Here is an 11,535-nt window from a genome sequence, read left to right as displayed (position 1 = left end):
GGAGACCTCATGGCCCGGAAAGTGGCGCAGCACATAGTCTCTGAGTCTTTCGGGCAGAGGGGGCATCGAAAAGGTCCGTCCCATGGACAGGTCCGTGGCACAGTGGACCTTCCAGCTGCGCTTGTGTATGTCGATACCAATGAATAACTTGGGACTTGCAGTGTGTTCCGTTTTCATATCTTTTTGTTTTAGAGAACTTTAAAGATAAAGGACACGCTGCTTTTACATAGATGCTATAAAAAAGAGGCGAATCAATTATAAATTCAGGTCTTTTAGCTTGTTTGAAACTCTATGCTAAACCGAATGTTAATTGCTTTAAATCGCCTACTTTTCATATACTAACCGTTAGCAGTCAATTTAAAAATCCTAAATGTACGACAGAGAAAAAATGAATGACTTCCATATTCGGATGGAGAAAATAACGGAAAAGTTTGAAAAAGAAAAAGCTTTTGAACTAATCACCTCAGAACTGGAAAAATGTGAGGACAAATACCTTTCGGAATTCATGGCAACTCTAAATTTTTTAAAGTACGAACCGACTTTGGACTGGATTGAAAAAAATGCAGAAAGAAACGAAAATATCACAGAGTCGTGGGGACATCTAGCAGCTAGCTCAAATTTTACTTGGGAAAGAGCCCAAAAATGGCTGAACTTGGGACGTCCGTGGAGCCTTATTGCACTCGATGCTGTGAAATTTTGCACGACTTCTGGAGAAAGATTGAACCAATCACCTTGGATGCGTGAATTAAACCCTAGACTAACGGACAATCCAAAACTGGACAAAATTGCAAACGGACTTCAGGACTATTTAAAAAAAGATAGCGTTCCAAGAACAAAAGTCGCTGTTGGACTTATCATCGATAATATTTTTGGGGTTGAAAACTAAAAACCGAACCGCTAACAAATTGTATAATTAATTGCGGTCGGAATTTCCAATTGGAAATTCCTGCAATCAATTATCTTTATTACCAGGCGGACATTTTCCGTTGGAAAAGTCCGCAATTAATCATACACGAGCCGTTACCTGCAAGCTGAACAAAATACATTAATTCAAATTTTTTTGATGAATCTTAAGCACTACGAACTAGAAATAGATGAAGACAATCCTTTTGCTAATTGCAAGCTAGACAGGCAAAAATACTCGAATGTTCTAACCAACATTATTAAGTCTTACCCTTACGGTTTTGTTCTTGCGATTAATAATAAATGGGGAACAGGAAAAACCACCTTTGTAAAAATGTGGGAACAGGACTTAAGAAATAGAGAATATGAAACACTATACTTTAATGCATGGGAAAATGATTTTGAAAATAATCCATTAACCGCGCTAATGGGCGAACTAAAAACGCTGACAACAAAAGAGACTAAACCTGAATTCAAAAAAACCTTAAGAAAAGCATCCACTCTAACCAAACATATTGCGCCTATAATTGCCAAAGCTATTGCCGACAGATACATTAATACAGATGGTGTTAAAGAGGCAATTGTTGGAGTAACAGAGGGCCTATCAGCTGTATTCGAGAATGAGGTTAACGAATACGAAAAAAAGAAAAAGAGTATTTCGGATTTTAAAAATAGCCTATCAGAATTTATAGCCAACACTAATGAGGGGAAACCTCTTATTTTTATTATCGACGAACTCGATAGATGCAGACCTAATTATGCAGTTTCGATATTGGAGCAAATAAAACATTTCTTTTCGGTTCCAAATATCATTTTTATCCTGTCTATTGATAAAGAGCAGCTTGGGAACGCGGTGAAAGGAGTATATGGTAGTGCCGACCTAGACGCTGATGAATATTTGAGAAGGTTTCTTGATATAGAATATTCAATACCAGAACCGAATGAAGAAACATTCTACAAGTACCTTTACGAATATTTCAAATTTGACGATTTCTTCAAATCATCAGAAAGGCTCAAATATCGAGAAGTACAAGCGGACAGATCTGACTTTTTGGAGACTTGTAAATTACTTTTTACTAACTCAAAAGTTTCGTTAAGACAACAAGAAAAAATTTTTGCCCATTCCCGTCTAGCCCTTCGTAGTTTCGATTTCAACAGTTATGTTGTTCCGCATATCTTTTTGCTTTTAACTTTTATTAAAGTGAGACATAACAGCTTCTATGAAAACATGAAAAGCAAAAGCTTAAGTATTAAAGAGGTTCAGGAAGAATTACTGAAAATTATTAAAGTTCAAATCAATGAACAAACCGAAAGACTACTAATGTATCTTGAAGTATACTTATTAAATGCTTATAACAATTATTATCAGGAGAGATATCATCGGAAACCCCTTTATGAGAGAGATAAGGAGACCGGCGAGAACAAATCATTAATTGATTCAATATTCAAGGAAGATTCTAAAAATGATTTTATGCACATCTTAGGGAGTATTAACAGAGGGCGTGGAATAGGAGATTTGGAACTGTCGCATTTTATCAATAGAATTGAATTGTTAGAGGATTTGAGAACTTAAAAAGCCAGCAGGTAACAACGGCTATACGCAATGCGGGCGTAAGTGCCTATTTGAAGGGCTTGAGCGTGTTTTCGAGCACCGCAAAATCTTTTGGATTTTGCTTTTACGCGGGACAAGATAAAACCAAAACAAAAAGATTTTTGCTTTCGCGTGACGGAAAGGCAGTTGCTTGCCAGCCCCGCACTGCGCATAGCCCAACCGTTAGGCACAACTACAACCAATCAATGAAGTACACATTAATTCTCACCCTTTTAGTTTTTATTTGTTGCAATAACCCAAAAAAAAGTTCGGACGGTTTTGAAGCCAAAAATTTTAACGAGCATCATATAGACTTTCTTGATGGGTACATTCTTCTCCCTAAAACGTACGAAAGGACAACACCAGAAGGACTTAGGGAAAATTTGTTGAAGACAGTTCAAGTTCCAAAATTGAAAGACCAAATCAATAAGGGAATCGACAATTTAAAAACGGCACCATACGGATTTGCCGTGTTTGCAGAAAAAGGTAATTACGCAAACTACATTTGGATTAGAAAAGGTGAATATGTTCCGCTAGACAAAGAAATCGCAAACCAATATATGGGAATGTTGAGCGAGAGAATCGGACAGGAATGGGGAGCAATCGGAGCGGACTATAAACGACTTGAAAACAAGTTTATGCAAACTAACAAAGCCGACATCGTAAAAATAAAATATCGTAGCGAAATAGATGGAATTGTCGGCTTTCAAACTCAATTCCTGATTTCATCAAAGTTAAAAACGTTCGACTTCTTAGTAGTAAACCAACAGAACGAGGATTTTGAACAATTGATAAAACGGACAAATCTGAATTAAAATAACTGTGCCTAACAAAATGTATAATCAATTGCTGGCGGACTTCCCTGCCGGAAAATCCCGCAATCGATTATCGGCAATACCCAAAGACAAATCCCGTACTAAAAACCGAAACTGCTCATACATAGACCGTTATAGGCTATTGAAATACGGAATATGAAAAAGCTTTTTTTAATAACCATCCTAATTGGATTTATTTCCATATCTAAAATCTTTGCACAAAATTATAAAGACAGTTTGGATATGGAATTAACTAATTTATATGAGCAATTCAACATTCCGGGGATGTACGTAATGATACTTGGTAATGATAATATTTTATACCAGAAGGGATTTGGATATTCAAATATTGAAAGGCATCAACCCTTTACAGCAGAAACAATTGAAAATATTGGTTCTGTCAGTAAAACATTCGTTGCAGTTGCATTAATGAAAGCAATAGATTTGAAGTACTTTACCTTGGAATCAAATATCAATGATATACTGCCTTTTAAAGTTGTAAATCCATTTTTCCCTAATGAAATTATCAAAGTAAAAGACTTAACTACTCACACTTCTAGTATCATTGACAATGACAGTATATATCATAAATCATATAGATTCATTAAAACTGATTCTACAGACAATAAAGCTATAGCGGTGTTGAACGAATTAGGATATACTGGGGGGTTACGTGACTCAACACTTTCTACATTTTTGAAAAGCTATTTAAGTAAAGAAGGGCTTTCATACCGTGAAGACAATTTTTTTGATAGCAAACCTGGTAAAAGATATAACTACAGCAATATTGCTTCTGCATTGGCAGCTTACCTAATTGAAATAAAGTCTGGCTTATCATTTTCGGATTTCACTCAAAAATATGTATTAAAGCCGCTTAAAATGGATAATTCCTCATGGTTCTTAAATGAAATTCCTAGCGGTCACCATGCAATTCCATATCATAGCAGAGAGGTGTCATTTCCATTTTATTCCCTTACCACTTATCCAGATGGAGGACTAAGAGCTTCTGCATCAGATTTAAGCAAGTATATTTCTGAAATGATTCATGGAGTAAATGGGCAGTCTAACTTATTGAGCAAAGAATCTTTTGAGGAAATGATTAGCCCTAAATTTTCTACTGAAAATACACCGGATAACTCAAATTTAGCTTACAGAAATAAGGGAGTATTCTGGAATATTTATCCCAGTGGATATATCGGGCATGATGGTGATGACCCTGGAGTAAGCACAAATATACTTTTTAATGAGAATACTGGAATTATTTTCATGGCTAACATATACCTTGATGATAGGAGTAGCTTTCTTAAGATCTTAGAAAAATACGCTCAGAAAATAGCCAATTAATACTATTAACTAAACAGCCTATAACATAAACTATAAGCAAGCGGGTGGACAGTTATAAAACAAAATTTAGAGCCCTTAACTGAATTCGGTAAAATCCGACGGGAAAATGTTTTTAAAGACCGCCTGCTCATAGTTAAACCGTTGTGCCACCATAAAAACCAACCAAAATGAAAAGGGTATTTATAGTTTCATTGTTGTCGCTTGTTTGTTTACAATCTTATTCCCAAAAACCAAGAGCTAGAGATTTAGGAGTTCCATTTGTTGGTTCTACTGGCGAATTTAATGCTATAACGGATGTTAAAGGTGTAGAGGTTGGATACAGCACAATTATTTCTGGAAAAGGAGAAAATGTTTTAGGCAAGGGGCCTATAAGAACTGGAGTTACTGCTATATTTCCAAGAGGAAAAGCCAAAAAATTTAGTCCAGTTTACGCCAACTGGTATAGTCTAAACGGAAATGGGGAGATGACAGGTACAACTTGGGTGACTGAATCAGGTTTTCTTGAAACGCCAATAATGATAACCAACACCAATAGTGTTGGTGAAGTTAGACAAGCCGTATTGAAATGGTTTGTTGATACAGATTGGTATAGCGGAGAGAACTGGTGGTATACCTATCCAGTCGTAGCTGAAACATACGATGGATTTCTGAATGATATTTATGGTTTTCACGTAAAAGAAAAGCACGTTTTAGAGGCTATAGAGAACTCCTCAAGTGGAAAAATAGCTGAAGGAAATGTTGGTGGAGCAACAGGTATGATGTGCTTGGGTTTTAAAGGCGGTACAGGAACATCATCAAGAGTTTTCAAGATCAAGGATTCAACTTTTACTGTCGGAGCAATTGTTCAATCGAATTTTGGAGCTAAAAGAAACTTGTCAATAGCTGGTGTACCGGTAGGTATTGAGCTAAAAGATACTTTGAATTATGAATATAATGCACCACCAAAATCTAGAAGACAAGAAGGTGATGGTTCTATCATAGTAATTGTTGCAACCGATGTTCCTTTATTACCACATCAATTAAAAAGAATCGCTCAAAGAATACCTTTTGGCGTTGGTATTGTTGGTGGACGAGGAAGTAATGGTTCTGGAGACATATTTTTAGCATTTTCAACTGCAAATGAAAAAGCATTTAATCGCGATGAAATGACGTCGGTCGAAACTATGTCAAATGATTTATTGATGCCAGTTTTTGAAGCTACGGTCCAAGCAGTTGAAGAAGCAATTATAAATGCAATGGTAGCTGCCGAAACAATGGAAGGAATCAATGGAAATAAAGCTTATGCTATTCCTCACGAATTGCTGATTGAAACACTAAAAAAGTACAATCGAATAAAAAAATAACGTGGTAAACAATTACTATTAGTAATGGTACATTAATCGCTATTTAGAAATTCCTGTGGATTTTCAGTTGGTGTGTACTTTCAAAAGTTAGTGCTAACCCAAGCAAATACTCGTAGTCGATACCTTTACCTGCAATTTGACAAATGAACAATAGAGAGTCGCTAGTAAACTTCATTTTAAGTGTAGTCGAAATTTCAAAAGATGATGCTGACCAAATTGCAAACACATTCCATCCAATTGAAATAGAGGTTAAAGACTATTTGCTAAGGGAAAATGAAGTTAGTGATGATTACTTCTACCTGGAAAGTGGATTAATGCGAACTTTTCTCTTTAATCTGAAAGGTGAAGAAATTACCATAGACTTCTTTACAGAAAACAATATTGTATTTGAAATCACTTCATTCTTTAATCGGGTTCGATCAGAAGCTTATATTCAAGCTATAACAAATTGTAAAGGGTTTAGAATTTCGTACGCAGAATTAAATAGGTTATTTCACGATAAACCGGCATTCAGGGATTTCGGCAGAGCCATTTTGGTGAAAGAATTCATGGCTTCTCAAATCAGAAATTATGGAATGATAAATCGAACAGCTAAAGAGAGATATCAAAATCTTTTAAGGACAAAACCCCAAATACTGCAATATGCGCCTCTAAAGTTCATTGCTTCTTATTTAGGGGTTACCGATAGCACTTTGAGCAGACTGCGAAAAAAAATGTAGATTTTTAATTCTTGCCTTTTGTCAAGTAGATTTGAATCTCACCTATAGAACTTTGTATTAAAGTTTAATTGACATGGCAGAGATTTCTACTTCAATCGCACTATTCTTCACTTGTACAACCTTAATTACTTTATGGTGTTTATACCAAACCCATAGAAGTAGAAAGCATCTTTCAGCAATCCTCATTTGGATGGCTGTAGTAGGAGTCTTGGGATATTTGGGGTTTTACCGGGTTCAAAACACCATACCACCACGATTTATTTTTCTTTTGGCTCCGGGTATCCTATTCGCTATTGTATATTTTTTATCCACAAAAAACAATAGGATTGGCAATGCGCAAAATTTAAGATGGCTGACTTTGTTACATACGATTAGAATTCCTGTAGAAATCGTTTTGTACTGTATTTTTATAGAAGGTCTTATACCTGGTTTAATGACATTTGAGGGGTATAACTATGATATTCTTTCTGGTATTTCAGCACCAATAATTTATTATACAGTATTTGTGAAGAAATGGATAGGAACAAGAGGCCTTTTAATCTGGAATTTGATTTGTTTAGGACTGTTAATTAATGTTTTGACAATAGCAGTTTTGAGTGCCCTCACCCCAATTCAACAATTAGCATTTGACCAACCCAATATTGGTGTAACTTACTTTCCTTTTGTTTGGCTTCCTGCTGTAATTGTACCTATCGTACTTTATTCGCACTTAGTAAGCATAAGAATATTGCTGAATTCACGAAACATTCAAACTGAAGCTAACAATGGACTGAGTTAATAGACAAATTCTCTAGGTCATTTTTGATATATAAATCTCATCATTGTGCGGCCTTGATTTTGCAATTGCAAACGCCCGTTTCAACAACTTGTTCGATACAGAAACCAAAGCCAGTTTTTTTCTTTTTTCCACGTCAGTTATACGTTGGTAGATTTCCTTGCAACCTTTGTTATTTTTGTAAGTAAAAGAAATGATTAGGAAATAAGATTTCACATTTTTCTCACTTTATCTATATTTGATTGAGCGAAGGAAAGGTCAACCATAAAAAGTTCACAAATCGTCAACATGAGACGCGAATTTTTGCAGGATGCTGATATATAGGGAGCTGAAAGCTGAGGGTTCGAGCCCCAGCCAAGTCACCACCGCAAAACCCTTTCTTTTTAGAAAGGGTTTTTTCTTTTCCCGTCTTTTCTTTTTCAATTTCCAAAACTACCTTCCCGCGTCAACAAATGTTATCTTTATTATAGTTAAACGACTAAAGTTCTTTTAAGAACATGGCACAGATAGAAGATTTTTTAGAAAGTAAAGGAATTAGGCCTACAGCTATTCGTATGTTGGTCTTTCGGTATTTGGCAAATCAAAAAGCCGCCGTGGCCCTAACTGACGTTGAAAACTCTTTTGAAAAGGCCGATAGAACCACTTTATACCGTACCTTAAAAACTTTTGAGGAGAATTCGGTCGTACACTAAATTGACGATGGCACGGGTATTAATAAATATGGATTTTGCATGGAGAACAGTAATTACAACATATACACTAAACATCTTTCTTAACTTGAAGTTTCTGTGATAAGGCTTACTAAAATGTGACCAAAATAGCGATGCAAAATTGAAACCGCGGATGATAGTTTTAAGACTCAGTATGTCAATTGTGATTTAGTAAAAATGCTTCGACTACAACGCATGAAATGGAATTAACGCAATTTTACCTCCATCCGTTTTCTTTCAGAAGTTGCAACACTATACCAGGCTCATCGGTCTGTATAATATTGGCGCCAAATTCAATTGCCTGTTCCAACGCTTTTTGGCCATTTCACGAGGCAATGTCCTTATCTAAATCACCCAAAGTATTAATCCAGATTCTAGCTCGGTTTCTTTTGATGACGTTTACCACTTCTTGGGAATAAAATTTATGATCGATATGGACCACGGGAGGTGCAAATCGTGTAAGCGCCGAATCTACCATCTGTAAATCATAAGCTCGAGGCATTAGCTGGGCCTCTGGGTGTAACTCTTTCACCCTATTCAACTGAACATAATCATTATCAAAATAAAAGACTTCCCCCAATGTACGAGTCGCTTTTAAATCTTTTACAATACCTTCTACATTGTTGGTCTTCATATCAATATCGACCATAATATTTCCCTTTATTACTCTTAAAAATTCTCTGAAAGTAGGCACCGTCTCCTGACTTAGGTTTCCATCAGGGTCTTTTAAACGCAGGCTACGGATTTCAGCAAGAGTTAAATCTGCCACTTTTCCAGAACCATTGGTCGTTCTGTCAACACTGGAGTCGTGCATTAAAACTAAATGCCGGTCTTTGGTGGTACGAACATCTACTTCTACGATATCGACACCTAGTTCAATACATTTGAGGGTAGATGCAATGGAATTTTCAAAATTGCCTTTGTGAGCCCCTCTATGGGCCGCGACCAATACCTTTTTAGAAGATGCATCATGAAACTCCGTTTGTATGCTCGATAATGAATTTACATCATAGGTACTCTTGCGAGCCAAGAAAAAAATCATGGCCAAGAAAACAAAATATCGAGTCAAGGTATGGGACATGCTTTTTGTGTTTAGGATGGACTTTTAGTTTTTTACTTCAGGTGCGCTAATGGCTTCCACATAGCGACCAGCCCAATACGGCAATAAGTAAATATAAGGTGCATACTCTCTATTTCCGCCGCCTTTTCCATTATTACGATAGGCTCCATTGTGAAAATGAAGGGGTCTTTCATCTGGGGGGAGCACTTCGGAATAAGTTTGGCCCCTAAAATTGGGTTCGATAGTGGTCAAATCTTTTCGGTGACTGTTATCAACGGACCAATCCATTAAATCCATGGGAAACTCACGAAGCCACCAAGCGGACTCTTCAAAATCAATGTTGGTACCACCGGAAAGCGCGAATAAATAATTCCACAATGGGTTTTTCTCCGAACGCTCAATTTCCCAATGGCTTTTGACCGTTTCAAAGTGTTTTGCTTTCTGTTCCGCATCAAAAGAATAATTCACAAACGCCGGTATCGTCAAAAAGTACATCTCATCGTCGGAATGGTTCCATCCACTACTTAAATCTTCCCCTTCTACATAACCTATAATAGTGGCCGGGCGATTGGCATTTTCATCGTAACCGTGCTTTTTGATCAGTTTACGCGCTGCTTTTTTATATTTCTCGTCCTTTGTAAAATGATAGGCCGTTTGTAAAAATGCGAGAATCAGTGTTGAATTTAAGCGTCTATCACCCACGTTGATTGGAAACTTATTCACATACTTCGGGTTCCATCTTCCCCAAGCCGTAGGCTCCCCGTTCCAATCCACCAAATACCAATCATTCTCCATTATATGATCCGTTTGAATTTTGATTTGATGAACGGCCCGATCCCTCCATTCTTTATCCGGTGCCAATTCTGCAAATAAGGCATACACAAAGAAATGGCCGCACGACTCATCACTACTGGTGGTAGATTTCCATCGCCATTTTTCATCCTCTGTCAAACGCCAGATACGTCCATTTTGCTTAATTTGTTTATCATACCACTCTTTTGAAAAGCCATTTGCATGAAAACCAAGCTCATACCCATCACGCTCGTACGATCGCGCTGGAAAACCATGCATCGGGGTGATGTCGGTCAGCCTTTCCATAGCGGCAAAGGCATCATAAGCATTCAACTTCGCATCTTCACTTTTGGTGACCGCATAACGAAAAAGCTCACCCGCTAAATACATCGAAGTCCATAAACCATCATTGTCACTATCCTTATAATAACCCGTAGCTAAATTGCCCGGTTCCCTCAATGAAAGATTAGCGGTTAATCCATAGCGTAAATGCCTCTCTCTCTGTATTTTTTGAAAATAGACCGCTTTTTCCGCGAGTGTCATCGGTTTGAACTCTATTTGAGAAAGTCCCTTCCGGGTTAAAATTAAAACGCTATTGTCTGGTCCTTCCGCTATATCGACCACTGCATCATCTATCAACCATCTTTTAGAAGCATAGTAATCAAATTTACCGTCTGACTTAAGCTTAAAGGCCCCTTTTGAAGAACCGCACCATAATTCTCCCTTGACATTTTTAAGCACGGTAATTTGATTATGGGGCAAGTTGGTTAAAACCTCTTCTTGTTTTAGTGGGTTTCCCGAAAGTTTCAAAACACCATTGCTGGTTCCGACCACCAATTGTGTTCCGTCAAAGGCCATTGCCTGCATCGCTTCACCACTAAAAATCCTATCGAAACCTGGGTTTGCTAAAGAGACCTGGTAAATAGTCGTTTTCGTCAAAAAAAGAAAACGATTTTGATCAGCGTCAAAAAGCAATTGCTTGACTGCCATGTCATTTAAAGAATGTTCCCAAAAAAGTTGTTTGTTCTTGAAAAGTTTTAACTGAGTCTGGGAAGCAACTAAAACCGTTTGGTCATCAGAAATCGAAACTTGAAGCGGGGATGCCATTTCATGATTAAAGTAAAAAGTACCACCAGACGAATTACTAAAAACCTCTTTATCAGTTAAATAAAAGTGTTGTCCATTAGAGTCTTCTACATCTATAATCTTCATCTCCATTAAAGGTCGGTACCTTTGGTCTTGCACCAGTTCTTTTTCAAACGGCAAAAATAATCCTGAACTACCAAGTACCTGAATCAAGCCGTTTCTATCGCATTGCACCTCTTGTAGGGTTTCATTTTTTAAAGAATCGACCAGTGAATATTTTACTGCATAATCTTGTAGAAATGGCTGGTCTTTATAGGTTTGGGAAGTTGCAAAATGTGCCATTAACAGCGTTGAAAGTAAAAAGAGTTTTTTCATGGTTTTGAATCTAGTTTGATGG

General features: G+C 37.0%; 10 protein-coding genes. 8 read left to right on the top strand and 2 right to left on the bottom strand.

Going from position 1 to position 11,535, the window contains the following annotated elements:
* Nucleotides 1–370 precede the first annotated feature (370 nt).
* The 8 genes from BIZ36_RS10555 to BIZ36_RS10520 all read left to right on the top strand — a co-directional run bounded on the left by BIZ36_RS10555 (nt 371) and on the right by BIZ36_RS10520 (nt 8,182).
* A complete protein-coding gene (locus tag BIZ36_RS10555) occupies nt 371–886 on the top strand; it encodes a hypothetical protein (protein ID WP_187457863.1) in 516 nt (171 codons plus the stop codon).
* Between the two features lie 177 nt (nt 887–1,063).
* Nucleotides 1,064–2,476, top strand: a complete 1,413-nt coding sequence (locus BIZ36_RS10550) for a KAP family P-loop NTPase fold protein (protein ID WP_187457862.1) — start codon at nt 1,064–1,066, stop codon at nt 2,474–2,476.
* A gap of 224 nt (nt 2,477–2,700) precedes the next feature.
* Entirely contained in the window at nt 2,701–3,309 is a 609-nt protein-coding gene (locus tag BIZ36_RS10545) for a hypothetical protein (RefSeq protein WP_187457861.1), read from the top strand.
* 156 nt (nt 3,310–3,465) lie between these two features.
* Nucleotides 3,466–4,653, top strand: coding sequence for a serine hydrolase domain-containing protein (locus tag BIZ36_RS10540; RefSeq protein WP_187457860.1), 1,188 nt, complete (start codon nt 3,466–3,468; stop codon nt 4,651–4,653).
* Nucleotides 4,654–4,820: 167 nt separating this feature from the next.
* The gene (locus BIZ36_RS10535; RefSeq protein ID WP_187457859.1) at nt 4,821–5,996 is read left to right on the top strand and encodes a DmpA family aminopeptidase; all 1,176 of its coding nucleotides are present in this window, start codon (nt 4,821–4,823) and stop codon (nt 5,994–5,996) included.
* 143 nt (nt 5,997–6,139) lie between these two features.
* A complete protein-coding gene (locus BIZ36_RS10530; protein ID WP_187457858.1) occupies nt 6,140–6,715 on the top strand; it encodes a Crp/Fnr family transcriptional regulator in 576 nt (191 codons plus the stop codon).
* Between the two features lie 73 nt (nt 6,716–6,788).
* Nucleotides 6,789–7,493: a DUF8737 domain-containing protein gene (locus BIZ36_RS10525; protein ID WP_187457857.1), complete on the top strand. Its 705-nt coding sequence runs from the start codon at nt 6,789–6,791 to the stop codon at nt 7,491–7,493.
* A 494-nt stretch (nt 7,494–7,987) separates the two neighbouring features.
* The gene (locus BIZ36_RS10520; protein ID WP_187457856.1) at nt 7,988–8,182 is read left to right on the top strand and encodes a hypothetical protein; all 195 of its coding nucleotides are present in this window, start codon (nt 7,988–7,990) and stop codon (nt 8,180–8,182) included.
* A 343-nt stretch (nt 8,183–8,525) separates the two neighbouring features.
* Here the strand turns inward: BIZ36_RS10520 and BIZ36_RS10515 are convergent, their stop codons facing one another.
* A complete protein-coding gene (locus BIZ36_RS10515; protein WP_187457855.1) occupies nt 8,526–9,281 on the bottom strand; it encodes a glycerophosphodiester phosphodiesterase family protein in 756 nt (251 codons plus the stop codon).
* Nucleotides 9,282–9,305: 24 nt separating this feature from the next.
* The gene (locus BIZ36_RS10510) at nt 9,306–11,513 is read right to left on the bottom strand and encodes a hypothetical protein (RefSeq protein ID WP_187457854.1); all 2,208 of its coding nucleotides are present in this window, start codon (nt 11,511–11,513) and stop codon (nt 9,306–9,308) included.
* Nucleotides 11,514–11,535 lie beyond the last annotated feature (22 nt).

The sequence above is a fragment of the Cytophaga sp. FL35 genome (assembly GCF_014349235.1).
Classification (GTDB): Bacteria; Bacteroidota; Bacteroidia; order Flavobacteriales; family Flavobacteriaceae; genus Euzebyella.
The sequence above is the reverse complement of the archived record's forward strand: the minus strand, read 5'-3'. Positions and strand labels throughout refer to the sequence as shown.

Coding starts and splice junctions, on each gene's coding strand:
- BIZ36_RS10530 (WP_187457858.1), top strand. CDS start 6,140: ATGAACAATAGAGAGTCGCTAGTAAACTTCATTTTAAGTGTAGTCGAA.
- BIZ36_RS10520 (WP_187457856.1), top strand. CDS start 7,988: ATGGCACAGATAGAAGATTTTTTAGAAAGTAAAGGAATTAGGCCTACA.
- BIZ36_RS10550 (WP_187457862.1), top strand. CDS start 1,064: ATGAATCTTAAGCACTACGAACTAGAAATAGATGAAGACAATCCTTTT.
- BIZ36_RS10555 (WP_187457863.1), top strand. CDS start 371: ATGTACGACAGAGAAAAAATGAATGACTTCCATATTCGGATGGAGAAA.
- BIZ36_RS10510 (WP_187457854.1), bottom strand. CDS start 11,513: ATGAAAAAACTCTTTTTACTTTCAACGCTGTTAATGGCACATTTTGCA.
- BIZ36_RS10515 (WP_187457855.1), bottom strand. CDS start 9,281: ATGTCCCATACCTTGACTCGATATTTTGTTTTCTTGGCCATGATTTTT.
- BIZ36_RS10535 (WP_187457859.1), top strand. CDS start 4,821: ATGAAAAGGGTATTTATAGTTTCATTGTTGTCGCTTGTTTGTTTACAA.
- BIZ36_RS10525 (WP_187457857.1), top strand. CDS start 6,789: ATGGCAGAGATTTCTACTTCAATCGCACTATTCTTCACTTGTACAACC.
- BIZ36_RS10545 (WP_187457861.1), top strand. CDS start 2,701: ATGAAGTACACATTAATTCTCACCCTTTTAGTTTTTATTTGTTGCAAT.
- BIZ36_RS10540 (WP_187457860.1), top strand. CDS start 3,466: ATGAAAAAGCTTTTTTTAATAACCATCCTAATTGGATTTATTTCCATA.